This is a genomic window from Paraburkholderia nemoris (genome assembly GCF_905221015.1).
GTDB lineage: Bacteria > Pseudomonadota > Gammaproteobacteria > Burkholderiales > Burkholderiaceae > Paraburkholderia > Paraburkholderia nemoris.
This window is the reverse complement of sequence record NZ_CAJNBO010000028.1, coordinates 51,895-72,485: the sequence shown is the minus strand read 5'-3', so window position 1 is coordinate 72,485 and position 20,591 is coordinate 51,895. Positions and strand designations below refer to the sequence as shown.

The 20,591-nt window shown below is 60.2% G+C and carries 21 protein-coding genes; 6 read left to right on the top strand and 15 right to left on the bottom strand.

Going from position 1 to position 20,591, the window contains the following annotated elements; translation table 11 throughout:
• Window positions 1-8: 8 nt before the first annotated feature.
• Window positions 9-869, bottom strand: a complete 861-nt coding sequence (locus tag KHO33_RS32900) for a LysR family transcriptional regulator (protein WP_200566802.1) — start codon at window positions 867-869, stop codon at window positions 9-11.
• A gap of 165 nt (window positions 870-1,034) precedes the next feature.
• Here KHO33_RS32900 and KHO33_RS32895 point away from each other — a divergent pair, with 165 nt between their 5' ends.
• Window positions 1,035-2,435, top strand: a complete 1,401-nt coding sequence (locus KHO33_RS32895) for a DHA2 family efflux MFS transporter permease subunit (protein ID WP_054039621.1) — start codon at window positions 1,035-1,037, stop codon at window positions 2,433-2,435.
• A 3-nt stretch (window positions 2,436-2,438) separates the two neighbouring features.
• Here KHO33_RS32895 and KHO33_RS32890 read toward each other — a convergent pair whose 3' ends face one another.
• Window positions 2,439-3,212, bottom strand: a complete 774-nt coding sequence (locus tag KHO33_RS32890) for an SDR family NAD(P)-dependent oxidoreductase (protein ID WP_200566801.1) — start codon at window positions 3,210-3,212, stop codon at window positions 2,439-2,441.
• Between the two features lie 251 nt (window positions 3,213-3,463).
• Here KHO33_RS32890 and KHO33_RS32885 point away from each other — a divergent pair, with 251 nt between their 5' ends.
• Together KHO33_RS32885 and KHO33_RS32880 are read left to right on the top strand one after the other, a co-directional pair.
• A complete protein-coding gene (locus KHO33_RS32885; RefSeq protein WP_200566800.1) occupies window positions 3,464-4,393 on the top strand; it encodes a LysR family transcriptional regulator in 930 nt (309 codons plus the stop codon).
• A gap of 180 nt (window positions 4,394-4,573) precedes the next feature.
• On the top strand, window positions 4,574-4,816 hold the full coding sequence (locus tag KHO33_RS32880; RefSeq protein ID WP_054039668.1) for a hypothetical protein: 243 nt from the start codon (window positions 4,574-4,576) through the stop codon (window positions 4,814-4,816).
• A 69-nt stretch (window positions 4,817-4,885) separates the two neighbouring features.
• Here the strand turns inward: KHO33_RS32880 and KHO33_RS32875 are convergent, their stop codons facing one another.
• From KHO33_RS32875 to KHO33_RS32865, 3 genes are all read right to left on the bottom strand, one after another.
• Entirely contained in the window at window positions 4,886-5,602 is a 717-nt protein-coding gene (locus KHO33_RS32875) for a Crp/Fnr family transcriptional regulator (RefSeq protein ID WP_200566799.1), read from the bottom strand.
• Between the two features lie 220 nt (window positions 5,603-5,822).
• Window positions 5,823-6,143: a hypothetical protein gene (locus tag KHO33_RS32870; protein ID WP_211607021.1), complete on the bottom strand. Its 321-nt coding sequence runs from the start codon at window positions 6,141-6,143 to the stop codon at window positions 5,823-5,825.
• Window positions 6,144-6,182: 39 nt separating this feature from the next.
• Window positions 6,183-6,434 carry a DUF1488 family protein gene (locus tag KHO33_RS32865; protein ID WP_054039615.1) on the bottom strand — a complete coding sequence of 84 codons (252 nt, stop codon included), beginning with the start codon at window positions 6,432-6,434 and terminating at the stop codon, window positions 6,183-6,185.
• Window positions 6,435-6,570: 136 nt separating this feature from the next.
• On the opposite strand from KHO33_RS32865, the gene KHO33_RS32860 reads away from it, so the two are divergent.
• Together KHO33_RS32860 and KHO33_RS32855 are read left to right on the top strand one after the other, a co-directional pair.
• Window positions 6,571-6,750, top strand: coding sequence for a hypothetical protein (locus KHO33_RS32860; RefSeq protein WP_200566798.1), 180 nt, complete (start codon window positions 6,571-6,573; stop codon window positions 6,748-6,750).
• 223 nt (window positions 6,751-6,973) lie between these two features.
• Window positions 6,974-8,062, top strand: a complete 1,089-nt coding sequence (locus tag KHO33_RS32855; RefSeq protein ID WP_200566797.1) for a glycosyltransferase family 2 protein — start codon at window positions 6,974-6,976, stop codon at window positions 8,060-8,062.
• Window positions 8,063-8,170: 108 nt separating this feature from the next.
• Here the strand turns inward: KHO33_RS32855 and KHO33_RS32850 are convergent, their stop codons facing one another.
• The 3 genes from KHO33_RS32850 to KHO33_RS32840 all read right to left on the bottom strand — a co-directional run bounded on the left by KHO33_RS32850 (window position 8,171) and on the right by KHO33_RS32840 (window position 10,565).
• A complete protein-coding gene (locus KHO33_RS32850; protein WP_200566796.1) occupies window positions 8,171-8,896 on the bottom strand; it encodes an amino acid ABC transporter permease in 726 nt (241 codons plus the stop codon).
• A 2-nt stretch (window positions 8,897-8,898) separates the two neighbouring features.
• Window positions 8,899-9,624, bottom strand: a complete 726-nt coding sequence (locus KHO33_RS32845) for an amino acid ABC transporter permease (RefSeq protein ID WP_200566795.1) — start codon at window positions 9,622-9,624, stop codon at window positions 8,899-8,901.
• A gap of 119 nt (window positions 9,625-9,743) precedes the next feature.
• Window positions 9,744-10,565, bottom strand: a complete 822-nt coding sequence (locus KHO33_RS32840) for an ABC transporter substrate-binding protein (RefSeq protein ID WP_054039608.1) — start codon at window positions 10,563-10,565, stop codon at window positions 9,744-9,746.
• Between the two features lie 302 nt (window positions 10,566-10,867).
• On the opposite strand from KHO33_RS32840, the gene KHO33_RS32835 reads away from it, so the two are divergent.
• The gene (locus KHO33_RS32835; RefSeq protein WP_054039606.1) at window positions 10,868-11,089 is read left to right on the top strand and encodes a hypothetical protein; all 222 of its coding nucleotides are present in this window, start codon (window positions 10,868-10,870) and stop codon (window positions 11,087-11,089) included.
• A 127-nt stretch (window positions 11,090-11,216) separates the two neighbouring features.
• Here KHO33_RS32835 and KHO33_RS32830 read toward each other — a convergent pair whose 3' ends face one another.
• The 7 genes from KHO33_RS32830 to KHO33_RS32800 all read right to left on the bottom strand — a co-directional run bounded on the left by KHO33_RS32830 (window position 11,217) and on the right by KHO33_RS32800 (window position 20,280).
• Window positions 11,217-12,530: an MFS family transporter gene (locus KHO33_RS32830; protein ID WP_200566794.1), complete on the bottom strand. Its 1,314-nt coding sequence runs from the start codon at window positions 12,528-12,530 to the stop codon at window positions 11,217-11,219.
• 188 nt (window positions 12,531-12,718) lie between these two features.
• A complete protein-coding gene (locus KHO33_RS32825; RefSeq protein ID WP_200566793.1) occupies window positions 12,719-13,198 on the bottom strand; it encodes a hypothetical protein in 480 nt (159 codons plus the stop codon).
• Entirely contained in the window at window positions 13,176-13,742 is a 567-nt protein-coding gene (locus KHO33_RS32820) for a nucleotidyltransferase domain-containing protein (RefSeq protein ID WP_054039602.1), read from the bottom strand. The genes KHO33_RS32825 and KHO33_RS32820 overlap by 23 nt, the downstream gene beginning before the upstream one ends.
• A 189-nt stretch (window positions 13,743-13,931) precedes the next feature.
• Complete coding sequence (locus tag KHO33_RS32815) at window positions 13,932-15,164, bottom strand: GSU2403 family nucleotidyltransferase fold protein (RefSeq protein WP_236074741.1); 1,233 nt, start codon at window positions 15,162-15,164, stop codon at window positions 13,932-13,934.
• A 19-nt stretch (window positions 15,165-15,183) separates the two neighbouring features.
• Window positions 15,184-16,902 (bottom strand): SpoVR family protein, encoded by a 1,719-nt coding sequence (locus KHO33_RS32810; RefSeq protein ID WP_200566792.1) that lies wholly within the window; start codon window positions 16,900-16,902, stop codon window positions 15,184-15,186.
• Window positions 16,899-18,170 (bottom strand): YeaH/YhbH family protein, encoded by a 1,272-nt coding sequence (locus KHO33_RS32805; RefSeq protein WP_054039600.1) that lies wholly within the window; start codon window positions 18,168-18,170, stop codon window positions 16,899-16,901. Before KHO33_RS32805 ends, KHO33_RS32810 begins: the two co-directional genes overlap by 4 nt.
• 187 nt (window positions 18,171-18,357) lie before the next feature.
• A complete protein-coding gene (locus tag KHO33_RS32800) occupies window positions 18,358-20,280 on the bottom strand; it encodes a PrkA family serine protein kinase (RefSeq protein ID WP_054039598.1) in 1,923 nt (640 codons plus the stop codon).
• Window positions 20,281-20,591: the final 311 nt, after the last annotated feature.

The following is a 20,591-nucleotide window of genomic DNA, read 5'->3' as shown; positions in this document are numbered from 1 at the left end:
GCGCGGCTTCATTCACCAATCCACGAACCGCGCAAATCGCTGTCGTGCAGCAATTGCAGCAACGTGCCCGCCGGACGGCTCAGCCGTTTGGCGGCCAGCGCGATAAATTCCACCGAGGGCAGCGTCGGCAGACTGGCTGCGTTGAGCGGCGGTGTCAGGCCTCGCGCGGCCAGATACTGCGGACGAACCGTGATACCGAGCCCGCCGCGCGCGGCCGCAATACAGCCCGAGTGACTGCTGCTCGTACACACCACCTGCCAGCTAAAACCGGCTTCGGCGAGCGCGTCGAGCACCACCGCCCGCGTCACGCTCGGCTCGGCGACCAGAATCAGCGGCAGCGGCTGGCTAAGATCGACCAGGGTGCCGGTGCGCGCCAGCCACTCCAGCCGCCCCGTGAATAGCGGCACGCCGCGCCGGTCACCCAGACGCCGCTTGCCGACCAGCAGGTCGATCGAACCGGCATCCAGCAATTCATAGAGCTTGCCGGTCATACCGATCGTAATTTCCAGCTCGACATCGGGATGCGCGTCGCGAAACGCCGCCAGCACCGTGGGCAGCGGCCCGAGCGCGACGTCGTCCGATGAACCGAGCCGCACACGCCCTTTCAGGCGCGGCGCGCGAAACTGCGATTCGGCCCGCGCGAGCGCCTGCAGGATCACGCTGGCGTGCGCGAGCATGGCCTCGCCGTCCGGGGTCATCGCGAGCGAATGGGTGTCGCGCACGAACAGGCGCCGCCCGACGCTCTGTTCGAGCCGGCGGATATGTTCGCTGACGCTCGACTGCGTGAGATCGAGTTGCCGCCCCGCCTCGGTGAAGCTATGGCAGGCCGCGACTGTCGAGAAGGTCTTAAGCCAGATGGGATTGAGCATGCGTCATTGTGGTCCTGGTCATCGACAAAGTCGATAACAGTCAACAACTCTAGTGGGGTTCCCGATTGACGTCGATGTCAATATCATGACGGAATCCCCCCAACGATCGCTCCGAGCTCGGCCCGCCGGTCCGTCCGCCCCGCCGCCCCCGCAGCTCAATTGAACATGAACAAGGATTCCGCCCAGACCGCACTGCTCTGGATCGTCGCCGCCGGTTTTTTCATGCAGTCGCTCGACACCACGATCGTCAACACCGCGTTGCCGTCGATTGCGAACAGCCTGCACGTCGCGCCCCTCGCCATGCAGCCGATCGTGGTTGCCTACACGCTGACCATGGCGATGCTCACTCCCGCATCGGGCTGGCTCGCCGACCGCTTCGGCACGCGGCGCGTCTATTTCGTGGCGATTCTTGTGTTCGTGCTCGGTTCGATCTGCTGTGCGAGCGCGCACACGCTCGGCCAACTGGTGATGGCGCGGGTCCTGCAAGGCCTGGGTGGCTCGATGCTGCTGCCAATTGGGCGGCTCGCCGTCCTGCGCAGCGTCTCGAGCGAGCAATACGTGTCGGCGCTCGCGTTCATTTCGATTGCCGGCCAGTTGGGGCCGATCGCCGGTCCGACGCTCGGCGGCTGGTTCGTCGAGGCCATCACCTGGCACTGGATCTTTCTGATCAATGTGCCGATCGGCGCGATCGGTCTCTACGCGGTGCAGCGGTATTTGCCCGCGCATGGCGAAACCCAGGCGCCGCCGTTCGACTTTGTCGGTTGTGGGCTGCTGTCGCTGTGCATGATCGCGTTTTCGCTCGCCGTCGAGGCGCCGGTCGCAACGCATCGCGCGGCATGGTCGGCGGGTCTCTTCGCGCTCGCGGTGGTCAGCGCGCTTGCCTACATTCCGCACGCAAAGCGCCGCGACAATCCGCTCTTCAAACTCTCGCTCTTTAGCGAACCGAATTTCAGCGTCGGCCTGATCGGCAACCTGGTGTGCCGCATCGGCTCGAGCGCCGTGCCGTTTCTCGTGCCGTTGCTGCTGCAATTGCAACTCGGCTACACACCGCTGCATTCCGGCCTGATGATGCTGCCTGCCGCACTTGCCGGCACTCTCACCAAGCGCTGGATTGCGCCGCTCGTGCGCCGCTATGGCTATGACACGTTCCTGCTCGTCAACACGATAATCGTGGGGTCGGCGATCGTTGCGTTCGCATTGATTACGCGGGGTACGCCGCTCATCGTCGAGATCGTGATTCTGGCGGTGTTCGGCGGCGCCAACTCCATGCAATTCGCGGCGATGAACAGCGTCACGCTCAAAGGCCTCACGCATGAAGATGCCGGCAGCGGCAACAGCCTCTTTTCGATGGTGCAGATGCTGGCGATCGGCTTGGGTGTCTCAATCGGCGGCGGGCTGGTGAATCTGTTCTCGGCGCAATGGGGATCGGCGGCGCTCGGGTTCCGCCTGAGCTTCGTGTGCGTTGGCGTCATCACGCTGGTGTCCGCATGGGTGTTTCGCCATCTCGACGAAGCGCCCGTCGCGCGCGGCGTGCGTGGCCAGGCGACCCAGGGCGCGGGGCGCTGAATTTCAGTCCGGCAAACGGATACCGGAAAATCCCTCGCACGCTTCGATCAAACGCTCTTGCACCGCGACGTCGCGGACCGCCGGGTGCGTCTCGCGCGGCTTCTTATGATAGAAGTACGCGCCGCTGACGGTGGCCGATGGTTCATCGCTGACAGCAAGCCACACCTGGGTTTTCGGCGCCGCTTGCAGATCGTCCGGCGCGCCTGCTCCACCCATTTTCGTCGCTACCCAACCAGGTTCCAGTGCGTTCGACAGTACCGCCGGCCAACGGCGCGCCATTGCGAACGCCAGCAGCGCGTCATGCAGCTTCGAGTCGGAATAGGCAGCCGTGCCCTGCCACGGCCGCCGGTCCCATGCCAGATCGACGAGGCTCGCGTCGCCGCTTCGATGCAAGCCCGAGCTGAGATACACGAGCCGCTTCGGCTTGCTGATCAGCGCGGTCAGGATGTAGGGGGCCAGCGTGTTGATCGCGAACACATGCGGCAGACCGTCCACGGTGGCAATCCGGCGCGGCTCCTGGTATCCAACCGCCGCGTTATGGATCACCGCGTCGAAGCGGCCAAGTGTGTTGACCTGCTCGGCCAGTGCGACTGTCGCTGCAATGCTCGACAGATCGCCTGCTAAAGCAGTTTCCGCTTCCGGCACGGCCTTCAACGCTTCTTCGGCGCGCGCCGCATTGCGCGCGTGCAAAACCACTTGATGACCGGCGTCGATAAGCAGACGCGCGGCCATCTGGCCAAGGCCGTCGGCGGAACCGGTGATAAAAACTCGCGACATGATGGTGCACTCCGTTGATCAGTCATATATGCCTGACGCATGGTGAGAACCGTGTTCCATCGTGCAGCAGGCGAACCTGTGCAGATTAGCGCCAAACGAACGCCTGACGCGATAGCGTGGCTGTCATTCCACTCATGATGCGGTGTCATTAATTGGCTCGGACAGGTGGCGTTTCCCGGCGTCGTCGCATGAATTCAAACAGTATTTCGCGTTAGCATGTCATGCATTAATGCATAACAAAGGAATATCACATGCCATTTGACGAGCGCATGCTGAACGGCATGGGCGTGCTGACGGCGATTGTCGACTGCGGCAGTTTTGCAGCGGCGGGCGAAGCACTCGACATGTCGCAATCCGGCGTCAGCCGTTCGGTTGCACGGCTCGAAGCACGCCTCGGCATCCGGCTATTCGACCGCACCACTCGCTCGGTCACGCTGACCGACGAAGGCCGGCGCTTCTACGAACAGATCGTGCCGCTGCTCGGCGGACTCGAAGAAGCGGCGGCTTCGGCGGCGCAGGGCGCCACGGCGGTTCGTGGACGTCTGCGCGTGAACATGGACCCGTTCTTTTCGCGTCTCGTGCTGGGGCCGAGGCTCGGCGGTTTCGTCGATAAGCATGCCGATCTGCAGCTCGAGTTGATCACGCGTGACCAGTTGGGCGATATGGTTGCCGACGGTTTCGATCTTGCGATCCGTTTCGGTGACCCGCCGGTTTCGTCGCTCATTGCACGCAAGCTGCTCGATACTCGGGTTCTGACCGTCGCCGCGCCCTCGTATCTGAAGAAACATGGCCATCCGGCGAGCCCGGCCGAACTCGAAAGCGGCAAGCACGTGTGCATCAAGTTTCGTGATCCGCTAACGGGCTATCCGTTCAGCTGGGAGTTTCACCGCGGACGCAAGAAGACGACGATTACGCCGCAAGGCCGCCTGACCGTGAACGACGTCGGTACCTTGCATAGCGTGTGCGCCGCCGGCCAGGGCGTCGCGCAGATTCTCGCGTTCGGCGCCGAGTCGTTGCTCGCCAACGGCAAACTGGTCGAACTGTTTCCCGACTGGCGCGACGAGGTTTATCCGCTGTATGCGCTCTATCCTTCGCGACATCATCCGCCGGCCAAGGTGCGGGCATTCTTCGACTTCATCGTTTCGCTGACTGGCGGCCCGACACGCGAAACGGCCGCTTGAATGGCGGCCAGGCGAGCGTGACATCTCGCCGGCAGCCATCGAGCGGCATCCGTGCGTTTATCGGCGTGGAGTTTGTCGGCGCAGAAAGCGCAACTTCGCATCCTGTACGGTAGCGGGCAGACACAATCCCGCGATACGCGCGGGCTATGTGAAGGCACTCACTGCGCGTACGGAAAAACTATGTCGAACTACCCATTTGAGAGCGAGCTCGCCCATCTCGAACAGATTATTCCCTTTCTCATGACTGCTCCGCCCTTGGGCTTGCCCTACTGGCGGCGCCGGATTCTCGCCTTGTCTCCGCCTGAAGGACGCCTGCCGGCTAGCAGCGTCAAACGTATCGGCAGGTTAATGGACGTGTTCGAGGAGATCGAACGCAAGGCTTCACCGGACACGGCGCCCAGAGCAACGACAACGACACGCTAGCGTGCTGGACGGCGAGCCGGATCAGCAAGCAGTGCTCGTGCTCGCCCTCGCTTCGCCGCGGGGCGTTCGCTAGATCGCCTGCAACGCCGGCAACAACCGGTCGAATTCTCGCTTGACCACCGCGTAGCATTCACACACGTGGGTTTCCAGACCGGGCCGGTCCAGCACGGTGATATGGCCGTGGCTATAGCGGATCAAGCCGGCGTTCTGCAGTTTCAGCGCCGCCGCGGTAACACCGGAGCGGCGCACGCCGAGCATATTGGCAATGAGCTCCTGAGTCATGCGCAATTCGTTCGACGGCAAGCGGTCGATGCTGAGCAGTAGCCAGCGGCACAATTGTTGATCGATCGAGTGATGGCGGTTGCAAACCGCGGTCTGCGCCATCTGGGTAATGAGTGCCTGCGTATAGCGCAACAGAAGGCGCTGCATCGGGCCGCCGCGATTAAATTCGTCTTTCAGCATGCGCGCATTCAAGCGCCAGGCGCGGCCCGCGCTTTGCGCGATCGCGCGGCTCGGCGTGGTCTCGTCGCCCATGAACAGCGACACGCCGACCATGCCTTCATGTCCCACGATGGCGATTTCCGCCGAGGCGCCGTCTTCCATCACATAGAGCAACGAAATAATCGACGTGGTGGGGAAAAAGACATGTTCGAGCTGACCGCCGGACTCGTAGATCACCTCACCCAACGGCAAATCGACTTCGACCAGATGCGGCTCGATGCGCGCCCACTCCATTTCGGGCAACACCGCCAACAGCTGATTCGCTTTTGGGTCACCCTTGAGCATCGGTGGCTCCTTGCTGGGTTCCGGACGCGCCAGCGGCGCGGCTTACGCATTGATCTGCGGAAACGGCGCAAGCACACGTTCCGCCACAACGGTGATTATGAACCGCGCGCAGGACACGCGGAATCGGATAAAGCGACCGCTTCACTGCCGCCGTGAGCTTCAACCGGCACGGCACAAATAGAAAAACCGGCTTGACGCCGGTTATTTTCGTTCCGCATGCCTACAGAGCGACGGGTTTCTTTTTGAGCATCAAGGGTCGGCGCGTTTCCATCAGCGTGCGTTTCGCACCGAGCCACTTCGTCACGTGCTTGACCCATTGCTTCGGCGCGGTTTCAATGCCCTCGGCCTGCTGCGGCCCGTTTGCCGTGGGTGCGGCCGTTTTTTCGCTTTCGGCAAGGCGCTCTGCTTCGCGCCGGCGTTTGCTGTCGGCAATTTCTTCTAGATTGACCTGGTCATCATCCATGCTGTAACTCCCGCGACAAAGCACGACGAGGCGCCGGTGGGCGCCACATTGCTTCGGCTGTGGAACAAGGCGGCGCACGGCAGGTCCGGTTGGATCTACCGCGCCGCGCTCGCTGTATCAAGAAATCGTGTAGCGGTTTTGCGGACCGCCGACATACAGACCGCGAGCGAGCGTGAGGATTTGCTCGCGATGACGGTCGAAGGCTGCCAGCACAGCCGGCTCGTCTGAGCCTGCGCTCGGACTCAGATTCGAAATGACCGAATTGTCGACAGTGAAGGCGATCTCGCGCGCATTGTCATAGCCCCAGAAATTGACACAATGACGGAAGGCGTCATAGCTGCGGCTTGGGTTCGGGAAGTTGAGGGACATTTCACGCTCCCGTGGTGTTTTCCTTCTTCACGGTGCGCTGAATATGGGGCGCGGTCAAGGTGTTGTTTGTAAGTGTGAGTGTTGATCGGGTCCATGCCTTGCTGTTCTGTAGGTGTTCTCACACCAGGAGCATGCAATGAGCGAAACCAAAGAACGCAAAGGCGCAAAGCCGGCCGACATCGAACATCCGCAGCCCGCCACCCATAGCGACAACGAAAAGAGCAAGCTGCCCGAACGCCACGACGAAGGGCGCGATCAGTCGCCAGCGGACCGTCCAGGAAAAAAACCCGGCGAAGGTGAACCGTCAGTGAGTTGAATTATTACGCGCTAGCCCAACGCCTAGCCCAAGCGGCTTTGCTACGTTTTTTGCATCAAAGCCGCATAAATTCTCCCCTTCGAACCGCTTTCACAGCGCGGACATTTCTTCCTATTTATTACGGATTATTTTTCCCCTGCGATGGACTATTTTGCTGCATGCAGCAATGTGTGCGCGAAGCGAACCGGCTGCCGCCCCTTAACAGATAAGAACGGAGACGCCCGTGTTTACCTTCTCCACGCCCCCGTCCGGCCCTTCCCGTCCCTCTTCCAAGGTTTCCATTTGCCTGCCCACCTGCAATCGGCCTGAGTTGATCGCCGAGTGCATCGATTCTTGCCTCGCGCAGACGTATGGGAATCTGGAGATTGTGATCGGCGACGATTCAAAGGACAAACGCACCCAGCAGTTGATCGCGCAACGCTACGCGAACGAGGCGCGCGTCCGCTATGTGAAGAACCAGCCGGCACTCGGCCAGGCTCGCAACGTTGCGAGCCTGTTCGCGCGCGCACGCGGCGACAAGATCCTGCTGATTCACGACGACGACCTGCTCACCACCGACGGCGTCGAAAAACTGGTGTCGCTATGGAAGCTTCATCCGCAGCTCGAAGTGGCCTTCGCCGATCAGTATGAGGCCGACCACACCGGCGCCATCGACTTTGAAGGCAGTGCACGCCTGAACACCGCGTTTCGACGCACTCGGGAAGCTGAAGGCTTGCAGACTTTGCCGGGTAGAACCGGGCTGATCCAGATGTTCCCGAACAACGGCTGGATGGCGAACGCGGACCTCGTCAAGCGGATCGGCTACAGCGATCAGTACGGCATGTGCTGCGATTTCGTGTTCGGCACCGAACTCTGTCTCGCGGCGCGCGAGGTGTTTTATCTGCACGAATACGTGTCGGTGTACCGGAAGACCGCGACCTCGATCTCGCATAGCACGCGCGGCACGACGGTTGCCGCGACCGTCAGTGCGTATGCGTTCGTCAAGGCGCTGAAACTGCCGGCGCAACTGGAACCGTCACGCAAGCTGGCGTTGCGCCGTCTCGCGCCGATCGTCGTCTCGGTTCATGCGAAGAATCGCCAGGTGATGCCGGGGTTGAAGATCGCGTTCACGCATCTCTTCGCCTATAACTATGGTTTCAGTACGCGGCTCTATTACCACCTGCTCATGCTCTCGCGCGCGGCCGTGAGCATGCGGCAGCGCGCAGCGGTGGCCGCGGTGGTCGCGGCAGCGCCGACTGTTGTCGCCGAGCCAGCCGCCGCTGTGACGGAACTCGTCACTGACCTCGTGACCGATCGATCCGAACTGGTCTGACGCTGCCGTAGCTGGACGCGACTGTCCGTTCTTTCGCCACAGCGCGTCCCGTCAGCCCGATCACCGGACAAACATCGCTGTGGGTTATAAGGCTTTACGGCTAGCCATTCAGTCGCCAGACAATGCCTGCGCGGCGGCCGGTGCGCGTGGCCGCACGATGCGCTTGCGCCGCGTCAACGCATAAGTGGCGACGCGGTCAAGCGCCGTGCACAACACCAGATAGATGAAACCGACGAACAAAAAGATCTGCGCGGGATACACCATCAGCCGATTGCTGACCTGCGTCGCGACGAACGACAACTCGCCGACGCCCACGATATACGCGAGCGAGGTGTCCTTCACCAGCGACACCCATTGATTCACGAACGACGGCGCCATGATGCGCATCGCCTGCGGCAGCGATACATAGCGCAGTGTTTGCATCCGCGTGAGACCGAGCGAGAGCCCGGCTTGCCACTGACCGTCGCCGACCGCACGAATGCCTGCGTGCACCGAGTGCGCGAGGTACGCACCGCCGATCAGCGAGAGCGCGCAGACGACCGTTGCGAGTCCGGGCACATCGACATGGAAGACCATCGGCAGCAGGAAATACGTCCAGAAAATCAGCATCAGCACCGGAATCGCGCGGAAGAAACCGATCACGAGCAGCAAGGGCACACGGACGGTGCGCCCCGCCAACGCCAACGCAATTCCACCCGCGATGCCGAGCACGGCCGATGCAAGCGCGGAACACAAAGCCAGCACCAGCGTGAGCGCCGCGCCGCCGAGCGGTCCTTGCGGAAATGCGCCGACCAGCAGATACGGCAGGTTATGGGCGAACAGTGTCCACGTCATGCTCAGCGCCTCGCGAATGAACGGTCGCGCGCATGCGCCACTGTATGCGAGACGGCTTCGATCAACGCGATAGCGACGATATACAGCACGGTTGCCACACCGAACGCCTCGAACGTTTTAAAGCTCTCCGTCTCGACCTGACGCGACGCGTACGATAGTTCGGCCAGACCAATCGCCATGGTCAGCGATGAATTTTTCACGAGGTTCATGTATTGGCCGAAGAGCGGCGGCAGCGAAATGCGCACGGCTTGCGGCAAAACGACGTAGCGGAACGCCTGCAATGGTGTGAGCCCAAGCGCCGCGGCCGCGGCGTGCTGACCACCCGGCACGCCGCGCAAACCCGCCTGGAACTCCTCGGCGATGAAAGCCGCCGTATAGCACGTAAGCCCGAGCCATCCGGCGATAAACTCGAACGACGGCCAGCGCAACACGTACGTGCCGAGCTGCACGCCATGCGGCGCGTTCAGCCAGTGCATCAACGCGTCAGGCATCAGCGTGGCCGCGCCGAAGTACCAGAAGAACAGTTGCACCAGCAACGGCGTGTTGCGAAACACCAGCACATACATGGCCGTTGCGCGACGCAGCCAGCCATATCGCGCATGACGCGCGATCGCCAGCACGAAGCCGGATACGGTGGCCGCAAGCGCCACCGTCAATGCGAGACCGACAGTGACACCGAAGCCTTGCCACAGCCACATCAGATACTTTGGAGCGAGCCACGCTTGCATCTTTGAACCTGCTTCCTGAAACCTGCTTCTTTAAATCCGCTCTTGCGAAAACGCCGACGGGCACGTTGCCAACGTGCCCGTTCATTGCCGGGTGCCTGGGTGCTACAGCGACACGGCGATCAGGTCTTGTCGCCGATCTTGAAGATGCGCGCGAGCGGAGTCTTCGTTTGCGGACCGAACCAGCGGTTGTAGATCTTGGCGGCCGAGCCGTCGGCTTCCAGCCCCTTCAGCGTGTCGTTCACGAAGCCGACGAGGCGCGTCTCGCCCTTCGGGATCCCGACACCCATGTAGTCGTTCGAAATCGTGAACGCCGGAATCTCGTAGTTCTGCTTGTCCGGCACGTTCGCGAGCAGACCGACCAACTTCGGACCATCCTGCGTGATCGCCTGCACGTTGCCCGCACGCAAAGCCGCGAACGCGAACGGCGTGTCGTCGTACGCGACGATCGTGGCTTGCGGGAATTTCTCGCGCAGCGTGATTTCGTTGGTGGTGCCCTTGTCCGCGCCCACCCGTAGGCTGTTGATCTGATCCGTCGACTTCAGCACGCCCTTCTTCGCCAGGAACTGCTGGCCCGACGAGAAATACGGAATGCTGAAATCGACCTGTTTGGCGCGCTCGTCGGTGATCGTGAAGTTGGCGAGCACCAGGTCCACTTTCTTCGACGTCAGGAACGGAATGCGGTTGGCCGGGTTGGTCGGTTGCAGTTCGAGTTTCACGCCGAGTTTGTCGGCGAGCGCCTTCGCGTAGTCGACGTCGAGACCGACAATCTGGTTGCTGCTTGCGTCGACGTAACCGAACGGCGGATTGCTGTCGAAGGTCGCGACGCGCAGTACGCCGGCCTTCCTGATGTCGTCGAGACGGTCGGCATAGGCGAGCCCTGGCGCCGTCAGCGAGAGTCCCGTCAGTGTCATTAACCAGGCAGCGAGTATTTTCGATTTCATTTTTATGGATCTCTTGGTTTGTGCGTGATGCTTGTTCAATATGCGTGCGATGTTTCTAAAAACGGATGCGTGGCGGCGATATCCGTCGTCAATCCGTCGCAACCGCGAGGTGCAACCGATGGCCACGCATGGGCGTCACATTAGCAGCGACGCCGCACGCTCCGAACCAAGAAATGCTCCTGTAGTAAGCGCGTTTTCTGCTAAGCATCCACTCATTAGCAAACGTGTATTTGTCGCTTGGGCTTGCACGTGCGGCTGATTAGGATGGACCTCGAACCGTCATCAGCCCGGAGTTAATCGCCATGTCCGACAGTGCCTGTTTCAAGCCGCGTGTGATCGAGCCGGTCGTCGTCAATCAGCCGGAAGGATTGGGGCTTGCCGTGGAGTTGTGGCTTGCGCATCCCGTCGACGGGATTGCGGGGCGCGCCGTGCAGATTCATCTGCGCAGCGATGCGAAGATGGCGCAAGCGGAGTCGCTGCGCGACCTGCTTCATGCGCTGGGAACGGAGATCGTGGTGGCGTGAGCGTGCGCTTCGCGCCGGGTTTGCCGTGCTTGCCGGCGGGATAAAAAAACGGCGGCCGGGTTGCCCTGGCCGCCGTTTTCAAAGAGCGCTCATGTGCGCTGTTCGAGCCTATCGTTCAAGCTCAAGCTCAAGGCTCGTTACGCAGATACCCTTCTTTCGAAGGATCGCGCATGCGCAGCGACACGAGACCTGCGATCGCGCACAGCGCGGTCACATACCAGTAGAACGTCGACTCGCTGCCCACCGATTTCAGCCACAGTGCGACGTATTCCGCCGATCCGCCGAAGATCGCATTGGCCACCGCATACGACAACCCTACGCCCAGCGCGCGCACTTCCGGTGGGAACATTTCGGCCTTGATCAGGCCGCTAATCGACGTATAGAAGCTGACGATCGCGAGCGCCACGACGACAAGGCCGAAGGCCGCATACGGGCTCGTCACGTCTTTCAACGCATGCAGCAACGGCACCGTGCCGATAGTCGCAAAGAAACCGAAGAACAGCATCGAACGACGGCGGCCGATGCGATCCGACAACGCGCCGAACGCCGGCTGCATGATCATGTAGACGAACAGCGCCGCGGTCATCACGTTGCTGGCCGTCTTGGCGTGCATACCGGCCGTGTTGACCAGGTACTTCTGCATGTACGTGGTGAACGTATAAAAAATCAGCGAGCCGCCGGCCGTGAAGCCGAGCACCGTTGCGAATGCACCCTTGTGCTGCCACAAGCCGCGCAGCGTGCCGGCTTCCTTGCGTTGACGCGTTTCAGCCGTGGTCGTTTCTTCGAGCGATTTACGCAGATACAACGCGACCAGCGCCGCCAGCGCACCGATCACGAACGGCACGCGCCAGCCCCACGCTTTCAGTTCTTCGGTGGAGAGGGTTTGTTGCAGGATCACCAGCACGAGCAGCGCGCACAACTGGCCGCCGATCAGCGTAACGTACTGGAACGATGCGAAGAACCCGCGACGGCCCTTGAGCGCGACTTCACTCATATAGGTGGCGCTGGTGCCGTATTCACCGCCCACCGACAGGCCCTGGAACAGCCGCGCGACCAGCAGCAGCGCCGGCGCCAATGCGCCGATCTGCGCATACGTGGGCAACACGGCGATGACGAGCGAGCCGCCGCACATCATGAACACCGACACCATCATCGCGGTCTTGCGGCCGTGCTTGTCGGCGAGCCGGCCGAAGAACCAGCCGCCGATCGGGCGCATCAGGAAGCCCGCGGCGAAGACGCCGGCGGTGTTGAGCAACTGCGTGGTGGTGTTGCCGCTCGGGAAGAAAGCCGGTGCGAAGTACAGCGCGCAGAACGAGTACACGTAGAAGTCGAACCACTCGACTAGATTGCCCGATGAAGCGCCAACGATCGCGAAGATGCGGCGCCGGGTGTCGTGTGCGTCGTAAGTCGTGGCCACGGTTTGGTCGGTCAGGTCGGTCATGCTGTTGTCTTTCCTTGTCTTTTAACGGAGGTAGCGGTCGTGGCGCCGCCTTCACAACACGCGCATCGAGGTGCCGCGCTGGCACCTATAGCGCGCGTGCGCGAATTTTACAGAATTGCAAGGGAGAGATGGGGACTTGTTAGGGGCAACGAGGCACTGGCCGGCATGATGCTGCAGCGCGGCAGCGGTTATGACTTGTCGGCTTTCAGCGCGTACCAGCTTGCCCATTGCTGCTTGATCAGTGCCTTGACGTTGCCAACGCTCGCGATCAGGTCTTCGACAGCCTTAACCGATGGCGGCGGCGCAGGTGATTCATAGATTTTCTCGTTGCGTTGCCGCGCGGCGTATTCAATCTCCGAACGGTCGTCGAGATCGAGATCCGGTTTGACGTGATCGAGCAAGGTTCCGATTACCTTGATACGGTGGCCATCGCCGCCACCTGGCGCCAGGCCATGGATGTAAATAAATCCAACCGCCAACGCGTGTACCGCTTCATAGGCATTGGCATAGCGCACGATGGGCGAATGTCTGTCGTCCTTTGCCGCCTGGAAAAACGACGCGGCGTTGCGGCGAAACTGCACGGCGTTCGCCGCGGTGAACGGCGTCTTACGCGCGTACCCGGCGTTGAGCATGCCGGTTAGCTTTTCAGTCAGTTGAAGTGGAAACATCGAGCATGATTTTCGGGCCTTGATCGATCGACTCTAGCACGGGATCCGAGCGGCGCTTTTGCTCCCACTCATGCTCCGGGTACACGCTCACGTGGATTTCCCTGCCAAGCGCGTCACCTGCCGCGTCGAGTTCACGTTGCACGCGGCCGAGGCGCGCGTCGCCGATCACCATGACGTCAATGTCACTAGCGGACCTGGCCGTTCCAGCAGCCATCGAGCCGAAGATGAACGCATACTTTATTTTGTCGCTGATGTTGGCCAGCGCGCGCTCGATCGGCTCCTTCAGGCCAAAACTCTTGACCGCGATTTGTTGTAGTTCTGGGTAAAGCGGATGCTGCGTGTTCGCCTGGTAAAGCGCACGTCCGCCGGACTGCTGAAGGACCACGTCACCGCCAAGCAATTTCGCGACAAAGTCCTGAGTGGAGCTTCGGCCGCCGCCGCTCAACTCGAACAATTCAGAAAGCGAATAAGCGCGCTCCGGGTTCAGAACAAACGCACCCAGAATGCGCTGCTGTTTAGGCGTGAGAAGAAAGTCCGCGAGCATCAAATACCCTTTTTCGGTACTTTGTTACCGGAAATCGGTATTTGAAGTTAAATACCGGAAACCGGTAAAATAGTACCGCTTTCCGGTAAAAGTCGCAATACGACAGCAGCGGCATGGGCAAAAAAGCCAGTTCGGGGAATCACTTGCGGCCCGCCTCCGTCGGCGATTCGCAGATCCGGCGGATGTCGCTCATCCCGAGAGGCTCGTTGAAAGCTCCTCGAGTGCTGCTTCGTGCGCGTCGCGCATCAGCGCTTCGACTTCAGGCAAGGTGCGGCGCACAAGGGCACGCGCCGATCGCGGAAGTTCAGCGCAGGCGTCTTCGATGTCGCCGGTGCGATGTTCGCCGAGCATGGCCAGCAATACCGACGCCTGGTGCACATCCTTTTGCGACTTGACGAGCGTGTTCGTTCGCAGCCGCGACACGAGTAGCTTATGGATGGCAAAGCGGGCCGCGTCAGGCACGCGCACGGGCACGGCGCCATGCCGTGACACGAGCGTTCCGGCCTGGGACCGGCCTAGCAGGTAGGCCAGATACGGCAAGCCCGTGGCATGCGCATTGAGCTCAGCCACAGGCACTGTGGGAAACGAGTCGTCATGCGAGGGAACCAGCAAATCGACATGGAAGCGCGACTTCCCCGCTTCTGTAAACGATGTGGACGCCTCGCCGCGTTTCATGGCAGGGACCGGCACGAAGTTAATGCCGGTCTCCTTGAGCATCGCAAGCAGTCCGCCTTCGGGGAGGTTGACGAGCGCGAGCTGATGCCGGCGCGCGATATCGATGTCCTCAGTCTCGTATGAGACGGCCTTGATACCGAGCGAGTTGAGAATCACGGCGTAAGCGTGCGAGCCGACCAGCACAGCGCCGGCCTCGAAAAGGCCGTAATTGTAAAGAACGCCGACGGTAGCATAGGTTTTGTTGTCTGCCAGTTGAAAACCTAGTTTGCCGAGGTCGCGGATCCGCGAGATCAGATCCTTGCTCAGATCGATGCGTTGCCGCACCTCCTCTACCCGGCTATCCACCTCTGGATCACCCTGTGGACCGCCAAGGCTCTCCTCCTGCTTCTTGCCTTCCGGCCCCATGTACTGGCGGGCGTAGTAGATGGCCCCGCCCCGTTTATGTTCGATAACCGTTCCGGGCGCGCCCATCAGGACCTTGTCCTGAGTGGCGGCGGCCTGTTCGATATTGGCGAACTGGGAGCAGTAGGCTTGTTCTTGCTGCTCGTAGAGAGGAAAAAGCGGCATGGGATTTTTCAGTAATTTTTTATATTTTACTGAAAAATGCCCGCTGGTGGGTTTTTCAGTACTTTTCCACAAATTACTGAAAAATGGAGGTGAGCCAACCCGCCAGACTCCGAATGACAAAAGCCCCTGTTCGTCATAGACAAACAGGGGCTTCGGACAGATCGAAAAACCAGCCTCCACGCAACAAGGCCGGGCGAACTCAAACCCTTATCGCCGGCGGCACATACTTACACTCATACCGCTTCCTCACCGTGCCGTTCTCATCGACGCTTTCCAGGTAGACGTCGAACTGCCACAAGCGCGCCATGTGCTTGAGCACTTCATCGCTATCGCCGGACAGATGCCGGTTGTCGCTCATGAAATGCCGCAGCGTCAGGCTCCGGTCACCCCGCGTATTCACCGCCCACACCTGAATATTGGGCTCCCGATGGTGCATGTCGTACTGCCGCGACAACGCCTGGCGCACGTATTGATAGCCGCTATCGTCATGAATCGCCGACACTTCGAGCGCATCGCGCATATCGTCGTCGAGCACCGAGAACAGACGCATCTCGCGAATCAGATGCGGCGACAGATACTGCGCGACGAAACTCTCGTCCTTGAAGTTGCGCATCGCATAGTGCATTGCCTGCAGCCACGGACTGCCCGCCAACTCGGGGAACCACTTGCGATCCTCCTCCGTTGGCGACTCACAGATCCGGCGGATATCGCTCATCATCGAAAAGCCGAGCGCATACGGGTTGATGCCGCTGTAGTACGGTTTCGTGACCGGCGGCTGGTAGACCACATTGCTGTGTGAATGGAGAAATTCCATCATGAAGCCGTCTTCCAGCTTGCCCTGGGCATACATCGTATTGAGCAAGGTGTAGTGCCAGAACGTCGCCCAGCCTTCGTTCATGACCTGGGTTTGCCGCTGCGGATAGAAATACTGGCCGACCTTGCGGACGATGCGGATCACTTCCCGCTCCCACGGCTCGAGCAGCGGTGCGTTCTTCTCCGCGAAATACAGCAGGTTTTCCTGCGGCTCGGGAGGATAGCGCTCCTCGATTTCCTCCGGCAACGGCGTATGCCGCGTCGGCAAGGTGCGCCACAGTTCGTTGACCTGCGATTGCAGATAAGCCTCACGTTCGCGGCGCGCCGCAAACTCCTTTTCCAGCGACAGTTTCTGCGGACGTTTGTAACGGTCCACGCCGTAATTCATCAACGCATGGCACGAGTCGAGCAGTTCCTCCACCCGGTCGAGCCCGAAGCGCTCCTCGCACTCCGCAATGTAATTCTTCGCGTAGACGAGGTAATCGATGATCGCGTGCGCATCCGTCCACAGCCTGAACAGATAGTTGCCCTTGAAGAAAGAATTGTGGCCATAGGCCGCGTGCGCGATGACGAGCGCCTGCATCGTCATCGTGTTCTCTTCCATCAGGTACGCGATGCAAGGGTTCGAATTGATGACGATCTCATACGCCAGCCCCATCTGCCCGCGACGGTAGCTTTTTTCGGTGGAGAGAAAGTGTTTGCCGAACGACCAGTGACGGTAGTTCACCGGCATGCCGACGGACGCGTAAGCGTCCATCATCTGTTCGGCGCTGATGAGTTCGAGCTGGATCGGATATACGTCGAGTTCATATTGCTCTGCAACACGGGCAATATGCGAGTCGTACTCTTCGATCAATTCGAAGGTCCAGTCGGACGGGCACGGCAGAGGCCGTCTATCGGCTACGTTCATACGGACTTCCCTTTGCCCCTCAGTGGGCGTTCCGGTGTGTCCCCGTGCTGCAGCGGCGTCGACTGCTCCGGCTGCGGCGGCTCCCGTATCGTCCGCCTTCGCCTCGGCATGCCCCGACTGTTGCTGCTGCGGCACGCCTTTCCCGCGCGCCGGCTGATCGCCGGCCGCTTCGTTGTGCAGGTGCTTTGCCGTCATGAAGACGCCACCTGCTTTTCAAACAACTCCCGAAACACCGGATAAATGTCAGCCGCGGTTTCGACCTTCTTCATCGCCATGTGCGGCTGGCTCAGCGCCAACTGTGCATATTCGAGCCACAAGTTCTGCTCTTCCGGCGTCACCTGGATATACGCAAAATAGCGCACCTTCTCCAGGATGTCATCCGAAAGTATCTTGCGGCACTTGGGCGAATCGTCGGTCCAATTGTCGCCGTCAGACGCCTGAGCGCCGTAAATATTCCATTCAGTCGGCGAATAGCGCTCGTCCATCACCTTCTGCATCAGTTCCAGCGCGCTCGACACCACCGTGCCGCCGCTTTCCGTCGAATGAAAGAATGTGTCTTCGTCGACTTCTTCGGCGCGGGTGTGGTGGCGAATGAACACCACCTCGATCTTTTCGTAGTTACGCTTGAGGAACAGATACAGCAGGATGAAAAAGCGCTTGGCGAGATCCTTGCGCTGCTCGTCCATGGACCCGGACACATCCATCAGACAGAACATCACCGCCTGGCTGGACGGCGTGGGCTGCTTCACCCGGTTCACGTAGCGCAGATCGAACGGATCGATAAACGGAATGCGCCAGATGCGCCCGCGCAAATGGTGAATTTCCTCTTCGAGCAGTTTGATCTCGTCGCGACGGTCGTCCGGATCGGCCTTCATCACTTCGAGTTGCCGTTCCATCTCATGCAACTGATTGACGAGCGGCGCACCAAGCGCAATCCGGCGCCCGAGCGCGCTGCGCAGCGAACGGACCACGTCGATATTGTTTGGCGTGCCTTCGGCCGCCCAGCCGGCGCGGATGCTTTTCCACGTGGGCACGGCCATCAGATGGGTTTTGACGAGACGCGGCAGTTCAAGGTCGTCGAAGAAATACTGCATGAATTCTTCGCGGCTCAGCTCGAACACGAAGTCGTCCTGACCCTCGCCCTCGTTGCTCGCCTGGTTGCCCCCGCCTCCGCCGCCGCCCCCTTGCGGGCGCTGGATCTTGTCGCCGCGGATGTAGTCGGAATTGCCCGGATGCACCATTTCCCGCTTGCCGCCGGGACCATGCCGGAACGACGGTTCCGCGATGTCCTTGCGTGGGATGGTAATGCTCTGGGTGTTCTGAATATCCTTGATGCTGCGATCGCGAACCGCTTCCGAGACGGCGCGACGAATGTAGTTTTTAACGCGACGCAAAAAACGCTCGCGGTTTGCAATGCTCTTGTTCTTACCAGCTAACCTGCGGTCGATGATTTGATGAAGCACGCCCGGTCTCCAGTATCGACCGGAGTTGGCGCTTCAGCGCTTACTCCGGTCCTATGCAGTCGCAATTTCCGCTGCGCGAGACGCACATTGCAATAGGCATGTCTGCAAATGCAACGCTATGTCCATGCGACATGCGCCTCGCAAGGTGCCCGCGCGGTCGGACCGCGCGGGCGGCACGCAGTGCGTATCATGACGACTTGCGCACGCGCAGATACCAATCACACAGCAAGCGCACCTGCTTCGGCGTATAGCCCTTCGTCACCATGCGATTGACGAAGTCTTCGTGCTTGCGTTGCTCTTCCGCCGAACCCTTGGCGTTGAACGAGATCACCGGCAACAGCTCTTCCGTGTTCGAGAACATCTTCTTTTCGATCACGACGCGCAGCTTCTCGTAACTGATCCACGCGGGATTCTTCCCCGCATTCGCAGCCCGCGCACGCAGCACGAAGTTCACGATCTCGTTGCGGAAGTCCTTCGGGTTGCTGATGCCCGCAGGTTTCTCGATCTTCTCCAGTTCGGCGTTCAGCGCCGCGCGGTCGAAACTCTCGCCGGTGTCGTGGTCGCGGAACTCCTGATCCTGAATCCAGAAGTCCGCATACGTCACGTAGCGATCGAAAATATTCTGACCATACTCGGAATACGACTCCAGGTACGCGGTCTGAATCTCCTTGCCGATGAACTCGGCATAGCGCGATGCCAGCACGTCCTTGATGAACGACAGATACTTCTGCTCGGTTTCCGGTGGGAACTGCTCGCGCTCGATCTGCTGTTCGAGCACGTACATCAGGTGCACCGGATTTGCCGCGACTTCCGTCGAATCGAAGTTGAATACGCGTGACAGGATCTTGAACGCGAAGCGGGTCGACACGCCGGTCATCCCTTCATCCACGCCCGCGAAATCACGGTACTCCTGATACGATTTCGCCTTCGGATCGGTGTCCTTGAGATTCTCACCGTCGTACACCTGCATCTTCGAGAACAGGCTGGAATTTTCCGGCTCCTGCAAGCGCGTGAGCACCGACATCTGCGCCATCATCTTCAACGTACCCGGCGCGCATATCGCACTGGCCAGCGACGAATTGCGCAGCAGCTTCTCGTAGATCTTGACCTCTTCGCCATAGCGCAGGCAGTACGGCACCTTCACGACGAAGATCCGGTCGAGCAGTGCTTCGTTGTTGCGGTTGTTACGGAACGCCTTCCATTCCGACTCGTTCGAGTGAGCGAGGATCACGCCGTCGAACGGGATTGCACCGAAGCCTTCCGTGCCCTTGAAGTTGCCTTCCTGAGTTGCGGTAAGCAGCGGGTGCAAGACCTTGATCGGCGCCTTGAACATTTCGACGAACTCGAGCAAGCCCTGGTTCGCGAGGCACAAGCCACCGGAGTAGCTATATGCGTCCGCATCGTCCTGGGCGTACTGTTCGAGCTTGCGGATGTCGACCTTGCCGACCAGCGACGAAATGTCCTGATTGTTTTCGTCACCCGGCTCGGTCTTGGCAATACCGATCTGGCGAAGGATCGACGGGTAGCGGCGCACCACGCGGAATTTGCGGATGTCGCCGTTGTATTCGTGCAGGCGTTTCACCGCCCACGGGCTCAGAATATTTTTCAGGTAGCGGCGTGGAATACCGTATTGCTCTTCGAGGATCGGACCGTCCTCGTCGTAATCGAACAGACCGAGAGGCGACTCGTTCACGGGCGAGCCCTTGATCGAGTAGAACGGCACGCGTTCCATGAGTTGCTTCAGACGTTCCGCGATCGACGATTTACCGCCGCCGACCGGTCCCAGCAGATACAGAATCTGTTTCTTTTCTTCGAGCCCCTGGGCCGAGTGCCGGAAGTAGGCGACCACCTGCTCGATCACCTCTTCCATTCCGTAGAACTCACGGAATGCGGGGTATACCTTGATGACCTTGTTCGCGAAGATACGCGACATGCGCGGATCGTTGCGAGTGTCGATCTGTTCTGGTTCACCGATTGCCGTCAACATGCGTTCGCCAGCCGTAGCGTACGCGGCGGGATTGTCTTTGCAGAGCGCGAGATACTCCTCGAGCGAGAGTTCATCTTCTCGCGTTTTCTCGAAGCGGGTCGCGAAACTGCTGTAGATATCCATGCTACCTCCTCGCCGAAGTCTAGACCGATGTCGTGCGCGGCGCGCTATTCGGAAACGACATCGCTCGAATTCATCCTAAACCCTTTTAAATTTTTTTTCACGAACTACGTTGCGAAAATCGCGCCGTACCCGCCTCCCAACATTCCTCACTTGGAAACACAGATTCGCTCACCTACAATCTTCCGCTCACATCACAGCGAATGTGCGGCGATTGCCGGCATCACGTTGATGCCTCTCCTGCGCCCTCTGCTCGCCATGCTCCGTTACACAAATCGTCTCGTTCATCGAACGATCTCACTGCTCTACCGGAC

Bases quoted from the DNA above. Each gene is read 5' to 3' on its own strand.
- KHO33_RS32875 (WP_200566799.1), bottom strand. From the start codon at position 5,602: ATGCTCAAGGGTGACCCAAAAGCGAATCAGCTGTTGGCGGTGTTGCCC.
- KHO33_RS32810 (WP_200566792.1), bottom strand. From the start codon at position 16,902: ATGACGGCAAAGCACCTGCACAACGAAGCGGCCGGCGATCAGCCGGCG.
- KHO33_RS32800 (WP_054039598.1), bottom strand. From the start codon at position 20,280: ATGGATATCTACAGCAGTTTCGCGACCCGCTTCGAGAAAACGCGAGAA.
- KHO33_RS32840 (WP_054039608.1), bottom strand. From the start codon at position 10,565: ATGAAATCGAAAATACTCGCTGCCTGGTTAATGACACTGACGGGACTC.
- KHO33_RS32835 (WP_054039606.1), top strand. From the start codon at position 10,868: ATGTCCGACAGTGCCTGTTTCAAGCCGCGTGTGATCGAGCCGGTCGTC.
- KHO33_RS32900 (WP_200566802.1), bottom strand. From the start codon at position 869: ATGCTCAATCCCATCTGGCTTAAGACCTTCTCGACAGTCGCGGCCTGC.
- KHO33_RS32880 (WP_054039668.1), top strand. From the start codon at position 4,574: ATGTCGAACTACCCATTTGAGAGCGAGCTCGCCCATCTCGAACAGATT.
- KHO33_RS32830 (WP_200566794.1), bottom strand. From the start codon at position 12,530: ATGACCGACCTGACCGACCAAACCGTGGCCACGACTTACGACGCACAC.
- KHO33_RS32865 (WP_054039615.1), bottom strand. From the start codon at position 6,434: ATGTCCCTCAACTTCCCGAACCCAAGCCGCAGCTATGACGCCTTCCGT.
- KHO33_RS32825 (WP_200566793.1), bottom strand. From the start codon at position 13,198: ATGTTTCCACTTCAACTGACTGAAAAGCTAACCGGCATGCTCAACGCC.
- KHO33_RS32820 (WP_054039602.1), bottom strand. From the start codon at position 13,742: ATGCTCGCGGACTTTCTTCTCACGCCTAAACAGCAGCGCATTCTGGGT.
- KHO33_RS32895 (WP_054039621.1), top strand. From the start codon at position 1,035: ATGAACAAGGATTCCGCCCAGACCGCACTGCTCTGGATCGTCGCCGCC.
- KHO33_RS32885 (WP_200566800.1), top strand. From the start codon at position 3,464: ATGCCATTTGACGAGCGCATGCTGAACGGCATGGGCGTGCTGACGGCG.
- KHO33_RS32860 (WP_200566798.1), top strand. From the start codon at position 6,571: ATGAGCGAAACCAAAGAACGCAAAGGCGCAAAGCCGGCCGACATCGAA.
- KHO33_RS32845 (WP_200566795.1), bottom strand. From the start codon at position 9,624: ATGCAAGCGTGGCTCGCTCCAAAGTATCTGATGTGGCTGTGGCAAGGC.
- KHO33_RS32850 (WP_200566796.1), bottom strand. From the start codon at position 8,896: ATGACGTGGACACTGTTCGCCCATAACCTGCCGTATCTGCTGGTCGGC.
- KHO33_RS32890 (WP_200566801.1), bottom strand. From the start codon at position 3,212: ATGTCGCGAGTTTTTATCACCGGTTCCGCCGACGGCCTTGGCCAGATG.